Origin of the sequence: Streptomyces hoynatensis (genome assembly GCF_003626535.1) — a bacterium.
Lineage (GTDB): Bacteria > Actinomycetota > Actinomycetes > Streptomycetales > Streptomycetaceae > Streptomyces > Streptomyces hoynatensis.
Map to the genome: position 1 here is coordinate 81,669 of NZ_RBAL01000020.1, position 24,231 is coordinate 105,899.

Genomic DNA, 24,231 nt, shown 5'->3' on the forward strand with positions numbered 1-24,231 from the left:
TCTCGCGCGGGAGCCGGGAGCCGATCCCCCAGCGAGCGGAGAGAGGGCGAAACGACCCCCCGTGTCCGGACGCGGGGGGCTATGGTTCATAATGGCTTGTGAATGTGAATACGTTCACAAGATCATGCTGGTCCGACCGCTCACCAGCGGAAGGGGAGAACCGTGGACCTCGCTCTCGCACCGGAGACCCTGGCGCGGTGGCAATTCGGCATCACGACCGTCTACCACTTCCTGTTCGTGCCCCTGACGATCTCCCTGGCCGTGCTGACCGCCGGCCTGGAGACCGCCTGGGTGCGGAAGAAGGACGAGAAGTACCTCAGGGCCACCAAGTTCTGGGGCAAGCTCTTCCTGATCAACCTCGCCATGGGCGTGGTCACCGGCATCGTCCAGGAGTTCCAGTTCGGGATGAACTGGTCGGACTACTCCCGGTTCGTCGGCGACGTCTTCGGCGCCCCGCTCGCCTTCGAGGCGCTGATCGCCTTCTTCTTCGAGTCCACCTTCATCGGCCTGTGGATCTTCGGCTGGGACAAGCTGCCGCCGAAGCTCCACGTGGCGACGATCTGGACGGTGGCCGTGGGCTCGATCCTCTCCGCCTACTTCATCCTCGCGGCCAACTCCTGGATGCAGCACCCGGTCGGCTACCGGCTCAACGAGGACACCGGACGCGCCGAGCTCACCGACTTCTGGCGGGTGCTCACGCAGAACACGGCGCTCGCCCAGTTCGGCCACACCCTCACCGCGGCCTTCCTGACCGGCGGCGCCTTCGTGGCCGGGATCGCCGCCTACCACCTGGCGCGCCGCAGGCACGTGCCCGTCATGCGGGCCTCGCTGCGCATCGGGCTGGTCACCATGGTCGTGGCCGGGCTGCTCACCGCGCTGACCGGCGACCGGCTCGGCAAGATCATGTACGAGCAGCAGCCGATGAAGATGGCCGCCGCCGAGGCCCTGTGGGACACCGAGGCCCCCGCGCCGTTCTCGCTCTTCGCCGTCGGGGACGTGGAGCGCGGGCACAACACGGTGGCGATCGAGGTGCCGGGCCTGCTGTCCTTCCTCGCCCACGACAACTTCTCCGACGAGGTCCCGGGCATCAACGACACCAACCACGCCCTGCAGGAGCGGTTCGGGCCCGGCGACTACCGGCCCAACGTGCCGCTCGCCTACTGGAGCTTCCGCTGGATGATCGGCTTCGGCATGTCCTCCGCGGCGCTCGGCGCCGCGGGGCTCTGGCTGACCAGGCGACGCCTCTTGCTGGCCCCCGAGCTGCGCACCGGGCCCGAGGAGGTGCCGCGGCCCGCCCTGACCCGCCGCCGCGAGCTGACCGGCCTGCCCGCCCGCTGGTTCTGGCGGCTGGTCCCGCTGACCATGCTCTTCCCGCTGGCCGCCAACGCCTGGGGCTGGATCTTCACCGAGACCGGGCGCCAGCCCTGGGTCGTCTACGGCCTGCTGCAGACCAGGTCGGCCGTCTCGCCCGGCGTCTCCCAGGCCGAACAGCTCGTCTCGCTGAGCGTGTTCACGCTGCTGTACGCGGTGCTCGCGGTGATCGAGGTGCGGCTGATGATCACCTACGTCAAGGCGGGCCCGCCCGAACTGACCGAGGCGGACCGCAACCCGCCCACCCGCATCGGCGGCGACCGCGGCGATCCCGCGGACGCCGACCGCCCGATGGCGTTCTCGTACTGAGGAGGCGGAGAGATGCAGCTGACCGACGTCTGGTTCCTCGTCATCGCGGTCCTGTGGACCGGCTACTTCTTCCTTGAGGGCTTCGACTTCGGCGTCGGCGTGCTCAGCGGCACGCTGGCCAGGGACCGCGCGGAGCGCCGGGTCCTGATCAACACCATCGGGCCGGTCTGGGACGGCAACGAGGTGTGGCTGATCGCCGCGGGCGGCGCCACCTTCGCCGCCTTCCCCGAGTGGTACGCCAGCCTCTTCTCGGGGTTCTACCTGCCGCTGGTGGCCGTCCTGGTCTGCCTGATCGTGCGCGGCCTCGCCTTCGAGTACCGCGCCAAGCGGCCGGGCGAGAGGTGGCAGCGCAACTGGGAGCGGGCGGTCTTCTGGTGCTCGCTCGCGGTCGCCTTCCTGTGGGGCGTCACCTTCGCCAATCTGGTGCGCGGCGTGCCGCTCGACTCGGCGCACGAGTTCACCGGCGGCCTCGGCGACCTGCTGAGCCCCTACGCGCTGCTCGGCGGCGTGGTGGCCGTGGTGACGTTCACCTTCCACGGCGCGACGTTCACGGCGCTGAAGACCGTGGGCGACATCAGGACCAGGGCCAGGCGCGCCGCCGGGTGGCTCGGCCTCGCGGCGGGCGGGCTCGGCGGCGGCTTCCTGCTGTGGACGCAGGCCGACGGCGGCAACGCCCGCAGCCTGGCCGCCCTCGCCCTGGCCGGAGTCGCGCTGCTCGCCGCCCTGGCCGCCACCGCGCGCGGCCGGGAGGGCTACGCCTTCGCCTTCTCCGGGCTGCTGGTGGTGGCGGGGGCCGCGACGCTGTTCCTGGCGCTGTACCCCGACGTGATGCCCTCCTCGCCGGCCCCCGAGTGGAGCCTGACCGTCGACAACGCGGCCTCCGCGCCGTACACGCTGCGGATCATGACCTGGTGCGCGGCGCTGGCCACCCCGCTGGTGCTGGTCTACCAGGGCTGGACCTACTGGGTCTTCCGCCAGCGGATCGGCACCCGGCACCTGGCCCCGCCCGCCCACGCGGCCCACCCGGCGCACGGGGCAGAGGAGGCAGACGGGGCCGGCACGGGAACCGGCCACGGGGAAACGGCCCACGGGCGGCGGGCGCCCGCGGCCGTCGAGGGCGGCGAGCCCCGCGAGGAGGGGCCGGCCGGGAGCGCGACCGCGCGCGGGCCGAGGGTGCCCTCGTGAGGCCCGTCGACCCCAGGCTGCTGCGCTACGCCCGGGCCACCCGCGGCTTCCTGGCCGCCTCGGCCGGCCTCGGCCTGGCGGGCGCCGGCCTGGTCGTCGCGCAGGCCGTGCTGATCGCCCGGATCGTCACCGACGCCTTCACCGCAGGCCGGGACCTGGGCGACCTCGGCACGCCCGTGCTGCTGCTCGCCGCGACGGCGGCCGGGCGCGGCCTGGTGGGCTACCTGACGGAGCTGGCCGCGCACCGGGCCGGCGCCGCGGTGAAGTCGGAGCTGCGGCTGCGGCTGCTGGACCACGCCGTCCGGCTGCCGGACGGCGGCCGGCCGACCGGCGAGCTCACCGCGCTGGCCACCCGCGGCATCGACGCGCTCGACGGCTACTTCACCCGCTACCTGCCGCAGCTGTGCCTCGCCGCGGTGGTGCCGGCCGTCGTGCTGGCCAGGATCGTCACCGAGGACTGGGTCTCGGCGGCCCTGATCGCCGGAACCCTCCCGCTGATCCCGCTGTTCATGGCGCTGATCGGCTGGGCCACCCAGGCCCACATGGACCGGCAGTGGCGGCAGCTGGCCCGGCTCTCCGGCCACTTCCTCGACGTGGTGGCGGGCCTGGGCACGCTGAAGGTCTTCGGGCGGGCGAAGGCCCAGGCGGCCACCATCCGTGCCATCACCGACGACTACCGGCGCGGCACCCTGCGGACCCTGCGGATCGCCTTCCTCTCCTCCTTCGCCCTGGAACTCCTCTCCACCCTCTCGGTGGCGCTGGTCGCCGTGGGCGTCGGCATGCGGCTGGTCCACGGCGAGCTCGACCTCTTCACCGGCCTTGTGGTCCTGATCCTGGCGCCCGAGGCGTACCTGCCGCTGCGGCAGGTGGGCGTTCAGTTCCACGCCGCGCAGGAGGGCCTGTCCGCGGCCGGCGAGGTCTTCGAGCTGCTGGAGCGCCCCCTGCCCGCCACCGGCCGCTCGCCGGTCCCCACCGCCCCCGGGATCGTCCTCGACCGGGTTCGGGTCCGCTTCCCCGGCCGGAGCAACGACGCGCTGGCGGAAACCAGCCTCCGCCTCTCCCCCGGCGAGACGGTCGCCGTGACGGGCCCCTCGGGCGGCGGCAAGTCCACGCTGGTCGCCGCGGTGCTCGGCCTGGTGCGCCCGGTGAGCGGGCGGGTCCTGGTGGGCGGCCAGGACCTGGCCACGCTCGACGCGGCCGACTGGCACCGGCACGTCGCCTGGCTGCCGCAGCGCCCGCTGCTCTTCGCGGGAACCATCGCCGAGAACGTCAGGCTGGCCAGGCCGGAGGCGGACGACGCCGCCGTCGCCGCGGCCCTGCGCGCCGCGGCCGCCCCGGACCTGGACCCGGCCCGGGTCCTGGGCGAGGGCGGGGCGGGCCTGTCCGCCGGGCAGGCCCGGCGCGTCGCCCTCGCCCGCGCCTTCCTGGCCGACCGGCCGGTGGTGCTGCTGGACGAGCCGACGGCGGCGCTCGACGGCGCGGCCGAGGCCACGGTGGTGGCCGCCATCCGGCGCCTGGCCGCCGGCCGTACCGTGCTCCTGATCACCCACCGGCCCGCCCTGCTGGCGGCGGCCGATCGAGTGTTTCACGTGGAACCACCGTCCGTGACGGCCACCACGCCCCCCGTCGCCGCCCCCGTTCCTGCCCCCGTCGCCCCCGTCTCGGCGGCCGCCGGCCCGGAACTTCCCGGGCCGCGCGCCCACGCCACGCCCGCGCCGGACGCCGAGGTGCCGCCCGCCGATCCGCGGTACGCCGACGTGCCGCCCTCCGCGGCCCCGGCTCCCACGGCCCCGGCTGCCCCGGCTGCCCCGGCCCAGGCCGCCGCGCCCGGCGAGCCCGGCGAACCCGGCGCGGCCCCCGCGGAGCATCCGCTGCGCTGGGTCAGGGCCGCCGGGCGCGCCCGCGCCTGGCGACTCGCCCTGGCCACGGCGCTCGGCGCCCTGGCCGCGGGCAGCGCGGTGGGCCTGATGGCCACCTCCGGCTGGCTCATCTCACGCGCCTGGCAGCAGCCGCCGGTGCTGTACCTGATGGTCGCCGTCACCGCCACCAGGGCGTTCGGCATCGGCCGGGCCGCCTTCCGCTACGCCGAGCGGCTGGTCGGCCACGACGCCGTGCTGCGCCTCCTGGCCGGGCTGCGGGTGAGCGTCTACCGGCGCCTGGAGCGGCTGGCGCCCGCCGGGCTCGGCCGCGCCAGGCGCGGCGACCTGCTCTCCCGCCTGGTCGCGGACGTGGACGCACTCCAGGACTACTTCCTGCGCTGGCTGCTCCCGGCGGCCGTCGCCCTCACCGTGTCCGGGGCGGCCGTGCTGTTCACCGCGGCGCTGCTGCCCACCGCCGCCCTGGCGCTCGCGGCGGGGCTGCTGGCCGCGGGCGCCGGCGTCCCGCTGCTGACCGGGGCCGTCGCCCGGCGCACCGAGGCGAGGCTGGCCCCGGCCCGGGGGGAACTCGCCACCAGGACCGTGGAACTGCTCACCGGCACCGCGGAACTGACGGTCGCCGGCGCCCTGCCCGCCCGCCGCGCCGCCGTGCGCGCCGCCGACCGGGAGCTGACCGCCCTGTCCGCGCGGTCCGCCGCGGTCACCGCGCTGGGCGGCGGGCTGAGCAGCCTGATCGCCGGGCTCACGGTGACCGCCGTGGCGCTGCTCGCCGTGCCCGCCGTCGCCGGCGGCCGCCTCGACGGCGTCTGGCTGGCCACGGTCCTGCTGGTCCCGCTCGCCGCCTTCGAGGCGGTGGCGGGGCTGCCGCAGGCCGTGCAGCAACGGCAGCGCGCGGCCAGGGCCGCCGCCCGCGTGCGGGAGGTGGTGGCGGCGCCGCTGCCGGTGCGCGAGCCGGCCCGCCCGGCGGCGCCGCCCGCCGCCCCCTTCCCGCTGTCCGTGCGGCACCTCTCGGCCCGGCACCCGGGGCAGCCCCGCCCGGCGCTGCGCGACCTCGCCCTCGCCCTGACGCCCGGGCGCCGGATCGCGGTCGTCGGCCCCTCCGGCTCGGGCAAGACCACCCTCGCCCACTGCCTGCTGCGCTTCCTCGACCCCGAGGGCCCCGGCGCCTCCTACACGCTCGGCGGCGTGGACGCGACCTCGCTCGCCGGGGAGGACGTGCGGCGGCTGGTCGGGCTCTGCGCCCAGGACGCACACCTCTTCGACAGCACCCTGCGGGAGAACCTCAGGCTCGCCCGCCCGGACGCCGGCGAGGAGGAGCTGCGCGGCGCGCTGGCCGCCGCCCGGCTGCTCGACTGGGTGGACCGGGAGCTCCCCGAGGGCCTCGACACGCTGGTCGGCGAGCACGGGGCCCGCCTCTCGGGCGGGCAGCGGCAGCGGCTCGCGCTGGCCAGGGCGCTGCTGGCGGACTTCCCCGTGCTGGTCCTCGACGAGCCGGCCGAGCATCTGGACCTGCCCACCGCCGATGCCCTCACCGCCGACCTGCTGGCCGCGACCCGGGGCCGCACCACCCTGCTGATCACCCACCGGCTGGCCGGTCTCGACGCAGTGGACGAGGTGCTCGTGCTCGACGCGGGCCGTATCGTGCAGCGCGGCCCCTACCCGGAACTCGCCGCGGAATCCGGCCCGTTCCGCGAGATGCTGGCCCGCGAGCGGAGCCGGGCGGAGGCCCTCACCGCGGCCTGAGAGCCCCGGCGCGGCGGCGCAGGAACGGCGGGTGGCCCCGGCTGCGCCTACCCTCGGGACATGCGGCGAGAGGCGCTGACGCGGCTGTTGCGGGCCGTGGAGACGGTCGGCGGGGACGCCACGCCGCGGGCCGTGCCCGACCTGGTCGTCAGGGCCGCGGCCGAACTGGCCGGCGCCCGCTACGCCGCCCTCGCGCTCCTCGACGAGGACGGCACCGGCATCGGCCGCCTGATCAGCCACGGCCCGGCCGCGCCGGGACGCACCGGCCGCGCCCCCGACCGGCTCGCCCGCTGGCTGCTCGGCGGCCCGGAGCCGGAGGAGCCCGGCTCGCTGGCGGTGCCGCTGTTCGTGCACGGCGCGAAGTGCGGCGCCCTCCAGGTCGCCGGGCGGCGCGGCGGCTTCGCCCCCGAGGACCGGCTCCTGCTGCGGGTCCTGGCCGCCCAGGCAGGCGCCGCCCTCGGCAACGCGCGGCTGCGCGAGGCGGTCAGGCGGCAGGCCCGCTGGATGGACGGCAGCCTGGAGCTGTCCACCTCCCTCCTCGCCGAGGGGGCGGAGGACCCGGCGGGGCCGGGCGAGGAGGGGAACGCCCTCGCGGTGGTCGCCGAGCAGGCCGGCCGGCTGACCGACGCCGCGGTGAGCGCGGTGCTCGAACCGGCGCGCCCCCTCGCCCACGGCCGGAACGGCGCCCGGGCGGGCGCGGCGGACCTCGAGGTGGTCGCCGCCCACGGCCGCGGCGCCGGGCGCCTGCTGGGCACCACCGTCCCGGCCGGCAGCCCCGCGCTCGGGCAGGCGCTGTCCGGCGAGCCGGTGCTCGTCGACGACCCCCTCACCGACCCCCGGCTGGTCACCGGCCTGATCCGCGACCGCGGCCCCGCCATGCTGCTGCCCCTGGGCACCGGCGGCACCCTGCTCGGCGTCCTCGCCCTGGCCAGGGACCGCGGCGCCCCGCCGTACTCCGTCCCGGAACGCGCCCTCGCCACCCAGTTCGCCCAGCAGGCCGCCCTCGCCCTGCTGCTGGGCAGGGCCCGCCGCGACCGCGCGCGGATCGCCGTTCTGGAGGACCGCGACCGCATCGCCCGCGACCTGCACGACCTGGTGATCCAGCGGCTCTTCGCCGTCGGCATGACCCTGGAGGGCGCCCGCAGGGCCGGCCTGCCCGAGGAGGCGTCCTGGCGGCTGGAGAGCGCCACCCGTGAACTCGACGCCACCGTCGAGGAGATCCGCACCACGATCTACGCCCTCAGGCAGCCGCCGCAGGAGGCGCCGCCCGGGTTGCGCGCCCGGGTGCTGCGCGAGGCCGGGGCGGCGGCGGGCCCCCTCGGCTTCACCCCTTCGGTCTCCTTCACCGGGCCGGTCGACGCCCTGGTCGCCGAGGAGCCGGCCGCGCACCTGATCGCCGCCCTGCGCGAGGGCCTGTCCAACGCCGCCCGGCACGCCGCCGCGAGCCGCGTCGAGGTCTCGGTCGACGCCACGGCCCGCCTGCCCGACGGCCGTCCGGCCGTGCGGCTGCGGGTCACCGACGACGGCTCGGGCCCGCCGGCCGGCGGGGCCCGCCGCAGCGGCCTGCGCAACCTCGCCGAACGGGCCGCCTCCCTCGGCGGCTCGGCCGGCCTCGGTCCCGGCCCGGACGGCAGGGGCTCCGCCCTCACCTGGCAGGTGCCGCGCTGAACGCGCCGCAGGGCCTGGGAGGAGTTAGTGTCCGGGCATGGCAGGCAGGACAGTGATCATCACAGGCGGCGGCACCGGCATCGGCCTGGCCACCGCGAAGACCTTCGCCAGGGACGGGGACACCCCCGTGCTGATCGGCCGCCGCTCCGACGTGCTCGCCCGTGCGGCCGACTCCGTGCCCGGCGCCGTCACCTACCAGGCCGACGTCGCCGACCCGGACGAGGCGGCGGGCGCCGCGGAGTTCGTCGGCGAGGAGTTCGGCACCGTGGACGTGCTGGTGCTCGCCGCGGGGGGCATCGGCCTGCTGGAGCCGGGACCGGCCGTGGATGCCGCGCCCCTCACCGCCCTGGCCCACGAGTGGACGGCGAGCTTCCGCAGCAACGTGCTCACCGCGGTGCTGCTGACCGAGGCGCTGCGGGACCGGCTGGCCTCCCCGGGCGGCCGGGTGCTGTTCGTCAGCTCGATCGCCGCCTACCGCGGCTCGGGCAACGGCGCCTACGGCGCGAGCAAGGCCGCGCTGCACCCCTACGCCTTCGACCTGGCCCGCGCCCTGGGCCCCCGCGGCATCACGGTGAACGTGGTGGCGCCCGGGCTCGTCGTCGACACCGAGTTCTTCGGCGGGAGGCAGACGCCCGAGCGCCGCCAGGCCCTCATCGACGAGACGCTCGACAAGCGGGCGGGCACCCCGGGGGACGTGGCCGAGACCCTGTACTGGCTGGCCTCGCATGCCGCGAGCCACGTCACCGCGCAGATCCTCCAGGTGAACGGCGGGGCGGAACGCGGCCGTTGAGGGCCCCGCCCACCGCCCCTGCCGCCGGCCCCGCACGCCCCTCCCGCACGCCCCACCCGCACGCCGCGGGCGGCCCGGCGCACCGGCCCGGCGCGCGGCCCCGGCGCACCGCCAGGCGCACGCCCTCAGCGCACCGTCTCGGAGACGCCGGGCGCCGTGCCCTTGTCCACCTGGGCGGGCAGCGGCGCGCGCCGGCGCCCCGTCCCGGCCCCGCCCGCCCGGACCAGCAGCGCCAGGCAGCCCGTCACCGCCCCGGCGCTGCCGCCGACCGCGAGGGAGAGCCCGGGCGCGGGCGAGATGGCCCGGGAGGGCGGAGCGGCCTCGGCGAACCGGCTGAGCGTGGCGTCCGTCCGCCCCCGCGCCTCGTTGCCGTACGCGATCAGCGCCTGCGCCACCGCGTTGGCCGCCCGGGCCGCGGCCTGGGGGGAGCCCGCGCGGCCGGTGATCTCGATCATCGGCGCGTCGGGCGAGGTGCTCGCCGTGACCCGGCCGCGCAGGTCCCCGGCCGCGGCCCCCGCGTCGGTGCGGGCCATGCGCAGCACCGCGTCGCTCGTCGCCACCCGGCCGTAGGACTGGGCCAGCCCCACGGCCGCGGACTGGTCGGCCTCCGGCCGCGTCACCAGCACGTAGCCCCGGGCCGCGTACGCGCGGTCGGTCAGCAGGGCGTGGCCCCCGCCGAGCAGCGCGCCCAGCAGGGTGCACAGGGCCAGGGGCCACCAGCCCGGGAGCCTCACGGGAGCCCCACCTCCTCGGGCAGGGCCACGTGCGCGGCCTCGTACACGGCCATCAGCCGCTCCGCGGTCCGGTCGACGTCGTAGCGCCGCACGGCGTCGGGCACCGGCAGCCTGCGCGCGCCGAGCGACAGCTCCGCCCGCACCGCACGGGCCAGGTCCGCCGCCTCGCGGCCCACGCGGCGGGCGCCCGGCGCCTCCCGGCGCGGCAGCTCGTCGACGGCCGGGCAGGTGACGTGCAGCACCGGCAGGCCGGCGGCGAGGGCCTCCAGCACGGCGAGCCCGAAGGTCTCCTCGGTGGAGGGGGAGACGAAGAGGTCGAACGCGGCCAGCAGCCCCGGCACGTCGGGCCACTCGCCGGTCAGCACCACCCGGTCCGCGGCCCCGAGCCTGGCGGCCAGCCGGGTCAGCGCGGCCCGCTGCGGCCCCTCGCCCGCGAGCACCAGCCGGACGCCCTCGGGCAGCGTCCCCACGGCGCGCACCAGGGCGTCGAAACCCTTGCCGGGCACCAGCCGCCCGACGCCGCCCACCACGAACGCGCCGGGCGGCAGCCCGAGCCGGTCCCGCACCGCGCGCCGCGCCTGGGGGTCGAAGCGGAAGGCGGCCGGCTCGATGCCGTTGGGCACCACGTGGATGCGCCCGGCGGGCACGCCCCAGGTGATCAGCCGCTCGGCGACGGTGGCCGAGACGGCGACGGTCGCGGCGCCGAGCCGTTCCGTGGCCAGGTACAGGGCGCGGGTGGCCTGGGTCAGCGGGCGGCCCTCGATGCGGCGGGCCCCGAGCGAGTGCTCGGTGGCCACCACGGCCCGCACCCCGGCGAGGCGCGCGGCGATCCGGCCGTAGACGCAGGCCCGGTAGAGGTGGGTGTGCACCAGGTCGTAGCCGCCGGCGCGGATCAGCCCCGCCAGCCGGGGCAGCACCGACAGGTCACGGCTGCCCGCCATCCCGAGGTCCGTGACCCGCACCCCCTGGGCACGCAGGTCGCGTGCCACGGCCCCGGGGTTGGTGAGGGTCACGACATCGCAGGCCAGCGGCAGCCGCCGGAGCAGCGCGGGCAGCTGGCGTTCGGCGCCGCCGACGCCGAGCCCGGTGATGATGTGCAGGCCGCGCTTCACGAGGTCACCGCGGGTTCGAGGGCGACCTGGCGGCGGCGGAAGCGGTGCAGCAGCTGCTTGGTGCGCAGCCGCCGCCCGGTGTCCGACTCCCCGACGTGGATTCTGGGCAGGGCGTAACGGCCGGTCAGCGAGCGGGGGTTGACGGCGCAGGCGTAGGAGTAGCCGGCCGCGCGCACGGCCTCGGCGACCCGCCGGTCCACCGCGCCGTAGGGGTAGCAGAAGCCCGCGATCCCGCCGCCGGTGATCTCGCGCAGCAGGGCGCGGCTGTGGGCGACCTCGTGCCGGAGCGCCGCATCCTCGAGCCCCGGCAGGGACAGGTGCATCAGGCCGTGGGAGCCGATCTCCATCCCGGCCGCGGCGGCCGCCCTGATGCCCTCGGCGTTCAGCAGCCGCCGCCGCGGCCCCTCCGCGTCCCAGGCGTTGCTGCCGTGCAGCCGCCCCGGCAGGACGAACACGGTGGCGGTGCAGCCGTGGCCGCGCAGCAGCGGGACGGCGTAGTCGAGGAAGTCCCGGTAGCCGTCGTCGAAGGTGAGGCCGACGAGGCGGGCGGAGCGGCCCTGCTCCCTGGCGCGCAGCAGTTCGCCCACGGAGACCCCGCGCAGCCCGCGGCGGCGCAGCCAGGCGAGCTGCTCGCGCAGCCGGTCGGGGGTGACGGTGACGCGGTACGGGTCCGGCGTCGCGTAGCTGACCGAGTGGTACATGAGGACCCACATCGGCGCCGCGGTCCGCTCCTGGCCGGCCCCCGCCGCCGGGGGCCGCGAGGTGCCGGGGGCCGCGGGGGCCGGGGCCTGCGGCCCCTCGGGGGCGCGGGGGGCGTGGGGGGCGGCGGACGCGCCGAAGGCGCGCGGGGCCGCGTCCCGCGGGGCGTCCCGCGGGGCGGAACGGGCGGCCGGCGTGGCCGCTGCCCCCTCCCGCCGCGGTCCTGCCGACCTCCCGCGTGACCTCTCCGCGGGCTGCTCCGCGGGCGTGCAAAGGGGCTTGTCCAGGGACGTCTCCATGGGCGGTTCCACGGGCTTCTCCATGGGCTTCTCAATCGGCTTCTCAACGGGCATGGCGTGGCCTTTGCTTGAGGAGGTACCTGAGGAGGGGCGTGCGCAGGAATCCGGGCAGGGCCTTTCCGAGGGCCCGGGTGAGGGCCCGTGGCAGGGCCTTGAGCGGCTCGGCCTCCGGCACCCGCAGGGCCAGGGCCGTGGTGGCGAAGGCGGCCGGGACCAGGAGGGCGCCGAGCGCGGCGGTGCCGAGCGGCCCCGCGTCCAGGGCGGCGGCCGGGCCCCAGCCGGCGGCGGTGGCCGCCAGCGCGGCGCAGGCCGGCCGGGCGAGCCGGGCCACCACCTCGCCGATGTGCAGCGGGATCGACCGGGTGGCCAGGCCGCGCAGCAGCAGGAAGGCGGAGAGGGTGATCCCGGCGGCGTTGGCCGCCGCGATGCCCGGTGCCCCCCAGCGGGGCACCGCGGCCAGGCCGCAGAGCAGCGTCGCGAGCAGCCCCAGGGCCATGGCGCCCAGCGGGTACCAGGTGGGCCTGGCCGCCGAGAAGAAGGGCCTGGCCAGCGTGCCGACCAGGGTCTGGCCGAGCAGCCCGAGGGCGTACACCCGCATCACGCGCGCCGTCGCGGCCGTCGCCTCGGCGTCGAACGCGCCGCGCTGGAAGAGGAGTTCGATGATCTGCGGGGCGCAGGCGATCACGTAGGCCGCCCCGGGGAGCACCACGGCGCAGGCCACCACCAGGTCGCGCTCCACGCGCCGCCTGGCGCCCTCCGTGTCGCCCTCCGCCAGGGCCCTGGCGACCACCGGGAGGGTCACGGTGCAGACCATCATCGAGAGCACCATGGGCAGCTGGGCCACCTTCTGGGCGTAGTTGAGGCAGGAGATCGCCCCGGCCGGCAGCGAGGAGCCGAGGAAGCGCTCGACCAGCACCTGGGACTGCCTGCCGAGGGCGAAGAGCGCGACGGGCGCGACGACGGAGATTCCCGCCCACCCGGCCGCGCGCCCGGCCCCGCCCCCCACCCCGGGCCCGGGCACGGCGGCGGCGCGCGGGGCGGCCGGCGCGCCGGCGCGCCCCCGGCTCCCCACCCGTCTGAGGAAGGAGGGGAGTTGCACCAGTGCCATCAGCGCCCCGCCCAGCGCCACCCCGGCCGCCGCCGCGCGCACCCCCCACCTGGCGTGCAGGGCGACGGCGGTGGCGATGATGCCCGCGTTGTAGGCGACGTAGATCGCCGCGGGCGGCAGGAAGCTGTGGTGGGCGCGCAGGGCGGCGCTGAAGTAGCCGGCCAGGCCGAAGGTCAGCACGCAGACGGCCGTCAGCCGCGTGCAGTCCACCGCGAGCGAGGGATCGGACAGGCCGGGCGCCAGGGCGCGCACCAGCAGCGGGGCGCCCGCCGCCAGCGCCCCGGCGGCCAGCGAGAGCGCGAGCAGCAGCCGGGGGAGGGTGGTCCTCAGCAGTGCGCGCACCGGGCCCGCGCCGCCGCGCGCCAGCGCCAGGCTGAAGGCGGGCACGAGGACCAGCGCCATCGCCTCCTCGATCAGCAGCGTGGCGGCGAACTCGGGGACGGTCCAGGAGACGAGGAAGGCGTCGGTCGTGCCGTCGGCGCCGAAGAGCCGGGCGATGAGCTGGTCGCGCAACAGCCCGCCCAGCGCGCCCGCCGCCGTGAGCGCCGCGGTCAGCAGGACGGCGCGGGCGAGGAACCGCTCCCCGCGGGCGCCGGAGGCGACGGCGGTCACCTGGCGCCCTCCGGCTCCGCGGCGGGCGCGAGGGCCCACCAGGCGGTCAGGCCGAACGCGACCGCGGTCAGCACCGTGGTGGGCCCGCCGACGTCGGCGTAGAGGAAGTCCACGGCGTGCCACAGGAGCAGGCCGGTGGCCAGCAGCCCGAGGTCCCGGCCGCGGCGGCAGGCGCGCAGCCTGAGCAGGCAGCACACGAGCAGCGCGGCCCAGCAGCCGATCAGCGTGGCCGCGCCGGCGAGCCCCTGCTCGCCGAGCACCAGCAGGTACATGTTGTGCGGGGACAGCAGCTCCTGCCGCCTGAACTCCAGGCCCGCGCCCGCCACATCGCCGCCCGAGGACAGCGCGAGGGAGGCGTGGCTGTCGCGGAGGGCGGCGAAGCCGCGCGGCCCGGCGCCGGTCCAGGGCCGCTCGCGCCAGATGGCGAGCGCGGCGTCCCACATCGCGTACCTGTCGATCACCGACTGGTCGGGGGCGTCCGCGACCTCGCCGATGCTGCTCAGCCGGTCCCCGACGAGCCCCGCGCCGGGCAGCCCGGGACCCACCGCGCCCGCGCCGAGCACCACCGCGCCCGTCAGGGCGAGGCAGGCGCCGCCGAGCGCGAGCCTCGCCCGCCCGAGGAACGAGAGGCGCAGCAGGAGGAGGGCGAGCACGGCGACGGCCGCCGCGAGCCAGGCCCCGCGGCTGAACGAGAAGGTCAGCGGCACCGCCAGGAAGGCCACGCTCGCCAGGGCGGCCGCCCGCCACGCCCGCCGCGCCCCCGGGGGCGGGGCCAGGGCGAGGGAGAGGGCGGCGATCAGGCCGAGGGAGACCGCGGTGGCCATGCCCATGACGTGCTGGGGACCGAAGGTGCCGACGGCCCTGACGTTCTGCCCCATGTAGGAGGCGCCGGTGCCGGTGAGGTACTGCACGGTCCCCACGAGGCCCTGGCCCAGCGCGAGCACGACCAGCCCGCCCGCGACCAGGCGGACGTCGCGCGCGTCGCGCAGCAGCAGCACGAGGGCCGCGGGCACCAGCACGAAGGTCTGCAGGAACCGCAGGTAGCCGGGCAGGGCGGCCCAGGGGTCGGCGGCGGCGACGGTCGCGGCGGCGAGGACGACGGCGGGCGCGCCGAGCACCGCGGCCGCCGGCCAGGTCAGCGGCGGGCGGTGGCCGCGGGCCAGGCGCACCGCGCAGGCCGCGGCCAGCGCGAGGGAGGCCAGGTCGGCCGCCACGATCCTGCCGCCCGCCACGCTCACGCGCCCGGCGGGCAGCAGGAGCAGCAGCACGGTGCCGAGGGTGGCCGCCGCGGGCCATCGCGGGGTCCACGGCAGGCGCGCGCGGGCCGGGGCGAGGGCCATCAGCTGCCCCCGCGCCGGAAGCAGGTGGCGGTGGTGCGCACCACGATGCACACGTCGCGCCACAGCGACCAGGTCTCGATGTAGAGGTTGTCGAAGCGGATGCGGTCCTCGATGGAGGTGTCCCCGCGCAGCCCGCTGACCTGGGCCAGGCCGGTCAGCCCCGCGGGCATCCGGTGCCGGTCGGCGTAGCCGGGGTGCAGCCGGCTGAACCGCTCGACGAAGTGCGGGCGTTCCGGCCTGGGGCCGACCAGGCTCATGTCGCCGCGCAGGACGTTCCACAGCTGCGGGAGCTCGTCCAGGGAGGTGCGCCGCAGCAGGCGGCCGACGGTCGTGAGGCGCCGGTCGTCCGCGATGCTCCAGCGGGTCGCGGCCTCCCCCTCGTCCGCGGGCGTGAGCGTGCGGAACTTGAGCATGACGAACCGCCTGCCGTCCTCGCCGACGCGCACCTGCCGGAAGAGGACGCCCGGGCCCTGCGCCAGCCGCACGGCGAGCGCGCACAGCAGCAGCAGCGGCGCCGCGGCGAGCAGCGCGGCGAGCGCGACCACGACGTCGAGGGCGCGTTTCGCCCGCCTGCCGAGCCGCCTCGGGGGCGGGGGCGCGAGGAGTTCGCAGGCGAAGCCCCACAGGTGGCCGGCCCGCGGCCCGGCGAGGGCCGGGTCCGCGCCCACCCGCCACATCGTGCAGCCGCGCGCGCGAAACAGCCGCAGCTGCGACTCGCGCGGGGCCCGGGTGAACAGGACGTGGCCGACGTCCTCGCGCAGCAGGACGCCGGAGACCTGCCCGGCCGCGCTGAGCACGGGCAGCGCCGCGGCGTCCGGCAGCCGTCGCGGCACCGGCCCGACCAGGCCGACGGGACGCAGCCCGTACTCGGGGTGCCGGGCGAGCGCGGCGGCGAGCCGCTGGGCCGAGGGACCGGTGCCGACGACCAGGGCGGCGCGCGGGCGGCGGCGCGCGGCGCGGCGCGCGACCGCGTACACGGCGCCCCTGGCGGCGCCCGCGGCCAGGGTCTGCGCCAGGGCGAGGGCGGGCAGCCAGCGCCAGGCCGCGGCGCCGTCCCCCGCGAACAGCGCGTCCGCCACGCACCAGGCGACGGCGGCGTGGACGAAGAGCCGGGGCAGTTCCTCCAGCGCGGTGGCCATGGGCGAGGGGCGGTAGAGGCCACGGGAGGCGTGCAGGGCGAGGAGCGTGGCGAAGGCTGCGAGCGCCGCGCAGGCGGGCGGGAACGCCGGCGGCCGCAGCAGGGCCGCGGCGCCCGAGAGCGCCAGCGCGTCCGCGGCGAGCAGCCGGCCCGTCGGCCAGGGGCGGCGGCGCCCGCGCTGGTCGGCCCGCCTCGGCGGCGGCGCGGGCCGTGGCCCCCGGGGCGGGATGACGGCGGCGGCCCGTGCCGCGGCGCGCGGGCGTGGCCCCGCCGTTCCTTCCATGGTCATCGCGGGCTGAACTCCCTTGCCTGAGGTGCCTGCGCGGGCGGTGAGGCGGCGCGCTCGGCCAGCAGTTCGCGGTAGAGGCGGGCGCAGCCGGCGGCGGTGCGCCGCACGTCGTGCACGCTCCTGGCGTGCGCGGCGGCCTGCCGTCCGAGGCGGCGCAGCGTGGCCGGGTCGCCGAGCAGCGCGACGAGCGCCCCGGCGAGCGCGACCGGGTCCAGGGCGGGCACCAGACAGTGCCGCTCCTGCCCCGGGGGCAGGCTCTCCAGGGCACCGGCCACGTCGGTGAGGAGGACGGGGCGCCCGGCCGCCATGGCCTCCAGGGGCGCCAGGGCCATGCCCTCCCAGCGGGAGGGCAGGACGACGAGGTCGGCGGCGGCGTACCAGGGGTAGGGGTCGTCGACGTGCCCGGCGAAGAGCACTTCCGGTCCTGCGGCCCGGCGCAGCGCGGCCCGCTCCCCGCCGTCGCCGACCAGCGCGAGGCGGGCCCCGGGCACCCGGGCCGCGACCGAGGGCCAGGCCCGCAGCAGCAGGTCCTGCCCCTTCTGCGGGCACAGCCGCCCGACGCACACCACGAGCGGGGCGTGCCCGGGGAGCGCGTACGTGGCGGCGAGCGCCTCCCGTGCGCGGGCGCGCGCGTCCCGGCCGGCGAGGGGGAACCGGGTGAGGTCCACGCCGTTGGGCAGCACGGCCCAGCGTCCCGGCACCCGGGCGCGTTCGCCCTCCTGCCGCTCGCGCTCGCTGACGCACAGCAGGCGGTGGGCCCAGCGGGCGCCGAGCCGCTCCCAGCGCAGGGCGAGCGCGGCGGACGGCCCGCCTGCGGCGTGGAAGGACCAGGCGTGCGGCTGGAAGACGGTGGGCAGCGAGCCGCGCAGCGCGAGCCGCCCGGCGAGCCCGGCCTTGGCGCTGTGCAGGTGGACGACGTCGGGGCGGGCGCGGCGGATGGCCCGTCCCGCGGCCGCGGCCTCCCAGGGCAGGTGGGGCCCTGGCGCCCGTTCGGCCAGCCAGAGCCCCACCTCGGCCCCGGCCGCGGCCGCGCCCCTGGCGAGTTCGCCGCCGGGCGGGCACAGGACGAGGGTGCGCAGCCCGGCCGCGGCCTGGGCGCGCACCAGATCGGTGACGACCTGCGCGACGCCGCCGTCCACCGGCTGCGCCAGGTGCGCGACGGTCAGCACGCCGGCGCGTTTCGTCCCATGGCTCAACCTCCAAGCCACTCACCGGAAGAGCAGGAAAAGCCGCACGGCACACGCCGCGAGACGCCGCGGGACCCCGCCGGGCACCGCAGGACGCGCATCGCGCATATGCCATGAACTCCACGAACCACAAGAACCGCATAAATCACATGAACTGCATGAATGCGCACACGAAGGAGCGAAACGCTGAAAACAATGACAGAAGCCGGTGCGGAAATCACGTAAAACGCGCGGCACCGGACAGACAACGTCATTCTGTGATGGACAGATGAGCTGTGTCGGAGATCACGGGAGCGTTCCGGCCATCGCGCCCCGCGGCCCGGGCGCCCCCGAAGACACACGCAGACGCCCGCAGGAGCGCACAGACGCCCGCAGACGCAAAGAAGCGGGCCTCCTCGGGAGACCCGCTTCGTCGACTACTCGTGGTGCGCGAGGGGGGAGTTGAACCCCCACGCCCTTTCGGGCACTGGAACCTGAATCCAGCGCGTCTGCCTATTCCGCCACCCGCGCCTGGGCACCGTCGAGAGCCTCGCCCCGATCCCGTGAGGGCCGGAGCGGCGCCGACATGCAGAAGGCTAACACGCGACGGAGGTCGCTCTCACCCGCGTTCGGGCGCCCCCTGTCCCGTCCCCGTCCATCCCCTGCACGTTCCCTCCCCACATGCGCGACACTGTTCCATGGCCCCCTTACCATCCGGAGGGCACGCGGAGCCCCCGGGCGAAGCGCCGAAGGGAACCACTCGATCGTCCCGCGCGTGGATACGATCAGTAAGCACTACCACGTCAGACGCGCCGGGACGTCGGGGAAGGCCGTAGGAGGAGGTGCACTCATGGGAGTACTGAAGCGTTTCGAGCAGCGTCTGGAGGGCCTCGTCAACGGCACCTTCGCAAAGGTCTTCAAGTCCGAGGTGCAGCCCGTCGAGATCGCGGGCGCCCTGCAGCGTGAGTGCGACAACAACGCGACCATCTGGAATCGCGAACGCACCGTCGTCCCCAACGACTTCATCGTGGAGCTGAGCGCCGGCGACTACCAGCGGCTCGCCCCCTACGCCGGGCAGCTCGGCGACGAACTCGCCGGAATGGTCCGCGAGTACGCCAAGCAGCAGCGGTACACGTTCATGGGCGAGATCAAGGTCCACCTGGAGAAGTCCGACTCGCTCGACACCGGCCTCTACCGCGTGCGCAGCCGCACCCTGGCCGCCTCCACCTCCGCCTCGGCCGCCCCGTCGGCCCCGGCCGCCCCGCCCTCCTACGGCTCCCCGGGCGCCGCCCCGGCCGGCCCCGGGTACGGCGCGAGGCCCCCGCAGCCCTACGCCGCGCCCCCGGCCCCCGGCCGCCCGCCCGCGATGCCGCCCGCCCCCGCGGCCGCGCCCCCGCGCTCGCCCGCCGCGCCCTACGGGCAGCCGGCCCGCGGCCGGGTCCGCCGCTGGATCGAGATCAACGGCACCCGCCACCAGATCTCCCGTCCGACCCTGGTCATCGGCCGCAGCACGGAGGCCGACGTGCGCGTCGACGATCCCGGCGTCTCCCGCAGGCACTGCGAGATCCAGGCCACCGACCCCGCCACCGTCAGGGACCTGGGCTCGACGAACGGCATCGTGGTGGACGGGCAGCACACCAAACGCGCTACGCTCCGCGACGGCTCACGGATCGTCGTGGGCAGCACCACAGTCATCTACCGGCAAGCCGAAGGGTAAGCGGGGGGCAATGTCAGAGCTGACCCTGACGGTCATGAGGCTGGGCTTCCTGGCCGTCCTGTGGCTTTTCGTGATCGTCGCCGTCCAGGTGATCCGCAGCGACCTGTTCGGCACCCGGGTCACCCAGCGCCCCGTCGCCCGGCGCACCGAACAGCAGCCCCCCGCCCAGGCCCGCCGGGCCGCACAGCCCCCGCCGCGGGCCCGCCAGCGGCGGGGCGCCCCCAGCAAACTCGTGATCACGGAAGGCTCTCTCGCCGGAACCACTGTCGCGCTCCAGGGGCAGACCATTACGCTCGGCCGGGCACACGACTCGACCATCGTGCTGGACGACGACTACGCCTCGGGACGTCACGCCCGGATCTACCCCGATCGGGACGGCCAGTGGATCGTCGAGGACCTCGGGTCCACCAACGGCACCTACCTGGACCGGGGCCGGCTGACCACTCCGGTCCCCATCCCGCCCGGCACGCCGATCCGCATCGGCAAGACGGTCATCGAGCTGCGGAAGTAGGGCGACACATGACGACCGGAGGGTGGGAGAGGCACGCATGAGCCTGTCACTGAGATTCGCCGCCGGGTCCCACACCGGCATGATCCGCGATCACAACGAGGACTCCGGCTACGCGGGCCCCCGCCTGCTCGCCATCGCGGACGGCATGGGGGGCCAGGCCGCGGGCGAGGTCGCCAGCTCCGAGGTGATCTCCACCCTCGTCCAGCTCGACGACGACGTGCCCGGCTCCGACATCCTCACCTCCCTCGACACCTCCGTGCAGCGGGCCAACAACCAGCTGCGCTCGATGGTCGCCCAGGACCCGCGTCTCGACGGCATGGGCACCACCCTCACCGCCCTGCTGTGGACCGGCCAGCGCCTCGGCCTCGTGCACGTCGGCGACTCGCGCGCCTACCTGCTGCGCGACGGGGAGCTGACCCAGATCACCCAGGACCACACCTGGGTGCAGCGGCTGGTCGACGAGGGCCGCATCACCGAGGAGGAGGCGACCACCCACCCGCAGCGCTCCCTGCTGATGCGCGCGCTCGGCAGCGCCGACCACATCGACGCGGACCTCTCCATCCGCGAGGTGCGCGCCGGCGACCGCTACCTGCTGTGCTCCGACGGCCTGTCCAGCGTGGTCAGCCAGGAGACGCTCCGGGAGGCGATGAACGCCTTCCACCCCCCGCAGGACACGGTCCGCGAGCTGATCGAGCTGGCCCTGCGCGGCGGCGGCCCGGACAACGTCACCTGCATCGTCGCCGACGTCCTCGACATCGACACCCAGGAGGGCGACACCCTCGCCAGGCAGCTGTACGACGCCCCGCAGATCGTCGGCGCCGTCGCCGAGGCGCAGGCCCAGCGCCCCGGGGACACCCCGCAGACCCCGGCCTCGCGCGCCGCCGAACTCGGCCGCCCGCCCGCGCCGCCCGCCGACGCCACCGGCGTCTTCGGCGCCTTCCCCGACGACGAGTACGTGCCGCAGCGCCCCCGGGGCCGCCGCGCCCTGCGCAGGACGGCGCTGATCGTCCTCGCCCTCGCCCTCGTCGGCGGCGGCCTGTACGCCGGCTACCGCTGGACCCAGGGCCAGTACTACGTGGCGGTCAACGGCGACCACGTCGCGCTCTACCGGGGCGTCAGCCAGGAACTCGGCCCGCTCAGCCTGAGCAGCGTCGAGCAGGACCACCCCGAGATCCGCCTCGACCTGCTGCCCGCCTACCAGCGCAACCAGGTGGAGGACGCGATCGACGCCAGCGGCCTCGCCGACGCGCGGGAGACGATCAGCGAGCTCGCCGAGCAGGCCGAGGCCTGCCGGCTGCTCGCCGAGCAGGGCGACGCGAACGGCGGCAAGTCCGACCGGGGCGCCCCCCAGGCGCCCGCGATGACCGAGCGCCAGCAGGACCTGGCCCGCAACTGCACGACGTGACCGACACCCCCTCGCGGAACCGCCCGCACCCCGACCCGGAGACCGCAGGATGAGCAGCGCCAGTAACACCACCGTCTCCACCGGGGGCCTACCGAGCCGCCGGAACACCGAGCTCGCCATGCTCGTGTTCGCCGTGGTCATCCCCGTCTTCGCCTACGCCAACGTCGGCCTGGCCAAGGACGAGACGCTGCCCGCGGGCATGCTCGGCTACGGCCTCGGCCTCGGACTGCTCGCCGGCGTCGCCCACCTCGTCGTCCGCAGGTACGCGCCCTACGCCGACCCGCTGCTGCTCCCGATCGCCACCCTGCTCAACGGCCTGGGCCTGGTCCTCATCTGGCGGCTCGACCAGGAGCCCACCATCACCGACCCCGACTTCGGCGGCGACGGCCCGATGGCGGCCAACCAGCTGCTGTGGTCCACGGTCGGCGTGGCGCTGTTCCTCGGGACCCTGATGCTCCTGAAGGACCACCGCATCCTCCAGCGGTACACGTACATCTCGATGGTGGTGGCCCTGGCGCTGCTGGTCGCGCCGATGGTTCCCGGCCTCGGCCGCCAGGTGCACGGCGCGCGGATCTGGGTCGCCCTGCCCGGCGTCGGCTCCCTCCAGCCGGGGGAGTTCGCCAAGATCGTCATCGCGGTGTTCTTCGCCGGCTACCTCATGGTCAAACGCGACGCCCTGGCCCTGGCGAGCCGCCGCTTCATGGGGCTCTACCTGCCGCGCGGGCGGGACATGGGGCCGATCCTGGTCGTCTGGGCGGTCAGCCTGATGATCCTGATCTTCGAGACGGACCTGGGCACCTCGCTGCTGTTCTTCGGCGTCTTCATCGTGATGCTGTACGTCGCCACCGAGCGCACCAGCTGGATCGTCTTCGGCCTGCTGCTCTCGGCCACCGGCGCGGTCCTGGTGGCCCAGACCAGCCCGCACGTCGGCGAGCGCGTGGACAACTGGCTGCACCCCCTCGCCCTGGAGAACGACAACGTCACCGAGACCGCCCAGGTCATGTACAGCTTCGGCTCGGGCGGCCTGTTCGGCTCCGGGCTCGGCCAGGGGTACTCCCGGCTGATCGGCGGCATCGCCCCCAAGAGCGACTACATCCTCGCCACCGTCGGCGAGGAGCTGGGGCTCGCGGGGCTGATGGCCGTGATCATCCTCTACGGCCTGCTGATCGAGCGCGGCATGCGCACCGCCCTGGCCGCCCGCGACCCCTTCGGCAAGCTGCTGTGCGTCGGCCTCACCGGCTGCTTCGCGCTCCAGATCTTCGTCGTCACCGGCGGCGTGACCGGCCTGATCCCGCTGACGGGCATGACCATGCCCTTCCTCGCCCAGGGCGGCAGTTCCGTCATCGCGAACTGGGCGCTTATCGCGCTCCTACTGCGCATCAGCGACACTGCCCGCAGGCCCGCTCCCGCCCCGGCGCCCTCACTCGACGCGGAACAGACACAGGTGGTCCGAGCATGAACAAACCGATGCGGCGCGTCGCGGTCTTCTGCGGCCTGCTCATCCTCGCACTGCTGGCGCGGGTCAACTGGGTCCAGTTCGTTCAGGCCGACGAATTGCAGAACGACACCCACAACCGGCGGGTGGCGATCGAGATGTTCGCGCACCCGCGCGGCGACATCATCGTCGACGGCGAGCCCATCACCGGCTCCGTCGAGACCGAGGGCAGCGACTTCAGGTACAAGCGCACCTACACCGACGGCGCGATGTGGGCCCCGGTCACCGGCTACGCCTCCCAGGCCTTCGGCAGCAACCTGCTGGAGAACGTCGAGGACCCGATCCTGACCGGCGACGACGACCGGCTGTTCTTCAACAACACGATCGACATGCTCACCGGCGAGGAGCCCTCCGGCGGCAACGTCGTCACCACCCTGAACGCCGACGCCCAGCGGGCCGCCTACGAGGGCCTGACCAACGCGGGCAACGGCGAGGCGGTCCGGGGCGCGGTGGCGGCGATGGACCCGCGCACGGGCGCGGTGCTCGCGCTGGCCTCGACCCCCTCCTACGACCCCTCGGACTTCGCCGGGAACAGCGAGGAGGACGGGGAGGCCTGGGCCGCCGTCCAGGAGGAGAACGACCCGAACAACCCGATGCTCAACCGCGCCCTGCGCGAGACCTACCCGCCCGGCTCCACCTTCAAGGTCGTCACCGCCGCCGCCGCGCTGGAGAACGGCCTGGTGGACGACGTGGACGAGCACACCGACACCCCGGTGCCCTACTACCTGCCGGACACCGACCACCAGGAGCTGAGCAACGAGACGGAGGGCCGCTGCGAGAACGCCTCCCTGCGGATCGCGCTGATCGACTCCTGCAACTCCGTCTTCGGCAACCTGAGCGCCACGCTGGGCAACGACACGATGCAGGAGATGGCCGAGGAGTTCGGCTACAACCAGGGCGACGACCTGCAGATCCCGGTCCGGGTCGAGGAGAGCGTCTACCCCGACGACAACCGGCCGCAGAACGCGATGGCCGGCATCGGGCAGGCCTCCAACCGCGCCACCCCGCTCCAGATGGCGATGGTCGCCGCCGCCGTGGCGAACAACGGCACGCTGATGGAGCCGTACATGGTGGACCAGCTCGTCGCACCGAACCTCAACGTGATCGAGCAGCACGAGCCGCGTGAGATGAGTCACCCGATCTCCGCGGAGACCGCGCACGAGCTGCAGTCCGCGATGGAGAGCGTGGTCAACGACGGGCCGCCCCAGTCGGCGCAGATCGACGGCGTCCGGGTGGGCGGCAAGACCGGCACCGCCCAGCGCGGCGAGAACAACTCCGAGCCGCCCTACGCCTGGTTCATCTCCTACGCGATGACGGACGAGGGCTCGCCGGTCGCGGTGGCGGTCGTCGTCGAGGACGCGGGCGTGGACCGGGACACGATCTCCGGCAGCGGTCTTGCGGCCCCGATCGCCCACGATGTGATGCAGGCGGTGCTCGACAGCGACAACTGAGCCCCGGCGTCCTGGGGGAGAACGCCGGGTGAACGGAACCGAGGAAACCACGGGGCGCCGCTCACACGTCTTACACAGGACCGGCGTTTCCCGGCCGGTCACGGTGCGAGGCGATACCGGTTGGATATCGAGCGACCACCGCCGTCCGGTGGGCCCCCACCCGGCGGGTACCGTAAGCCAGGGCTTGGACCCTGCCCCACGGGCCGGCCAGG

Annotated in this window: 16 protein-coding genes, 1 tRNA gene and 1 pseudogene; 10 read left to right on the plus strand and 8 right to left on the minus strand. The window is 75.8% G+C overall.

Features of this window, described 5'->3' with window-relative positions:
- Positions 1–162: 162 nt before the first annotated feature.
- The 5 genes and pseudogenes from D7294_RS25965 to D7294_RS25985 all read left to right on the plus strand — a co-directional run bounded on the left by D7294_RS25965 (position 163) and on the right by D7294_RS25985 (position 8,943).
- Positions 163–1,680, plus strand: coding sequence for a cytochrome ubiquinol oxidase subunit I (locus D7294_RS25965; protein ID WP_120683937.1), 1,518 nt, complete (start codon positions 163–165; stop codon positions 1,678–1,680).
- A gap of 12 nt (positions 1,681–1,692) precedes the next feature.
- Positions 1,693–2,694 (plus strand): annotated as a pseudogene (cydB, locus tag D7294_RS25970) (cytochrome d ubiquinol oxidase subunit II); the annotation flags it as partial.
- Between the two features lie 167 nt (positions 2,695–2,861).
- A complete protein-coding gene (gene cydD / locus D7294_RS25975; RefSeq protein WP_120683941.1) occupies positions 2,862–6,485 on the plus strand; it encodes a thiol reductant ABC exporter subunit CydD in 3,624 nt (1,207 codons plus the stop codon).
- Between the two features lie 60 nt (positions 6,486–6,545).
- Entirely contained in the window at positions 6,546–8,153 is a 1,608-nt protein-coding gene (locus D7294_RS25980; protein WP_120683943.1) for a GAF domain-containing protein, read from the plus strand.
- A gap of 37 nt (positions 8,154–8,190) precedes the next feature.
- The gene (locus D7294_RS25985; RefSeq protein WP_120683945.1) at positions 8,191–8,943 is read left to right on the plus strand and encodes an SDR family NAD(P)-dependent oxidoreductase; all 753 of its coding nucleotides are present in this window, start codon (positions 8,191–8,193) and stop codon (positions 8,941–8,943) included.
- Positions 8,944–9,068: 125 nt separating this feature from the next.
- Here the strand turns inward: D7294_RS25985 and D7294_RS25990 are convergent, their stop codons facing one another.
- The 8 genes from D7294_RS25990 to D7294_RS26020 all read right to left on the minus strand — a co-directional run bounded on the left by D7294_RS25990 (position 9,069) and on the right by D7294_RS26020 (position 17,971).
- Positions 9,069–9,677: a YveK family protein gene (locus D7294_RS25990; RefSeq protein ID WP_120683947.1), complete on the minus strand. Its 609-nt coding sequence runs from the start codon at positions 9,675–9,677 to the stop codon at positions 9,069–9,071.
- Positions 9,674–10,789 carry a glycosyltransferase gene (locus tag D7294_RS25995; protein WP_120683949.1) on the minus strand — a complete coding sequence of 372 codons (1,116 nt, stop codon included), beginning with the start codon at positions 10,787–10,789 and terminating at the stop codon, positions 9,674–9,676. Before D7294_RS25995 ends, D7294_RS25990 begins: the two co-directional genes overlap by 4 nt.
- The gene (locus D7294_RS26000) at positions 10,786–11,502 is read right to left on the minus strand and encodes a polysaccharide deacetylase family protein (protein ID WP_241562622.1); all 717 of its coding nucleotides are present in this window, start codon (positions 11,500–11,502) and stop codon (positions 10,786–10,788) included. Before D7294_RS26000 ends, D7294_RS25995 begins: the two co-directional genes overlap by 4 nt.
- Before the next feature lie 328 nt (positions 11,503–11,830).
- Positions 11,831–13,507 (minus strand): lipid II flippase MurJ, encoded by a 1,677-nt coding sequence (locus D7294_RS33445; RefSeq protein ID WP_241562623.1) that lies wholly within the window; start codon positions 13,505–13,507, stop codon positions 11,831–11,833.
- Complete coding sequence (locus D7294_RS33450) at positions 13,504–14,847, minus strand: O-antigen ligase family protein (RefSeq protein WP_241562624.1); 1,344 nt, start codon at positions 14,845–14,847, stop codon at positions 13,504–13,506. The genes D7294_RS33445 and D7294_RS33450 overlap by 4 nt, the downstream gene beginning before the upstream one ends.
- Positions 14,847–16,274, minus strand: a complete 1,428-nt coding sequence (locus D7294_RS26010; protein ID WP_120683951.1) for an exopolysaccharide biosynthesis polyprenyl glycosylphosphotransferase — start codon at positions 16,272–16,274, stop codon at positions 14,847–14,849. Before D7294_RS26010 ends, D7294_RS33450 begins: the two co-directional genes overlap by 1 nt.
- Positions 16,271–17,443: a glycosyltransferase gene (locus tag D7294_RS26015; protein WP_241562625.1), complete on the minus strand. Its 1,173-nt coding sequence runs from the start codon at positions 17,441–17,443 to the stop codon at positions 16,271–16,273. Before D7294_RS26015 ends, D7294_RS26010 begins: the two co-directional genes overlap by 4 nt.
- Positions 17,444–17,884: 441 nt before the next feature.
- A tRNA-Leu gene (locus D7294_RS26020) sits at positions 17,885–17,971 on the minus strand.
- A gap of 319 nt (positions 17,972–18,290) precedes the next feature.
- Here D7294_RS26020 and D7294_RS26025 point away from each other — a divergent pair.
- From D7294_RS26025 to D7294_RS26045, 5 genes are read left to right on the plus strand one after another with little or no spacing between them, the layout of a single operon-like run.
- A complete protein-coding gene (locus tag D7294_RS26025; protein ID WP_120683953.1) occupies positions 18,291–19,157 on the plus strand; it encodes an FhaA domain-containing protein in 867 nt (288 codons plus the stop codon).
- A 10-nt stretch (positions 19,158–19,167) separates the two neighbouring features.
- A complete protein-coding gene (locus D7294_RS26030; protein ID WP_120683955.1) occupies positions 19,168–19,668 on the plus strand; it encodes an FHA domain-containing protein FhaB/FipA in 501 nt (166 codons plus the stop codon).
- A 37-nt stretch (positions 19,669–19,705) separates the two neighbouring features.
- Positions 19,706–21,073, plus strand: a complete 1,368-nt coding sequence (locus D7294_RS26035; protein WP_120683957.1) for a Stp1/IreP family PP2C-type Ser/Thr phosphatase — start codon at positions 19,706–19,708, stop codon at positions 21,071–21,073.
- Between the two features lie 49 nt (positions 21,074–21,122).
- Positions 21,123–22,532: an FtsW/RodA/SpoVE family cell cycle protein gene (locus tag D7294_RS26040; RefSeq protein ID WP_120683959.1), complete on the plus strand. Its 1,410-nt coding sequence runs from the start codon at positions 21,123–21,125 to the stop codon at positions 22,530–22,532.
- Complete coding sequence (locus D7294_RS26045; RefSeq protein WP_120683961.1) at positions 22,529–24,019, plus strand: penicillin-binding transpeptidase domain-containing protein; 1,491 nt, start codon at positions 22,529–22,531, stop codon at positions 24,017–24,019. The genes D7294_RS26040 and D7294_RS26045 overlap by 4 nt, the downstream gene beginning before the upstream one ends.
- Positions 24,020–24,231 lie beyond the last annotated feature (212 nt).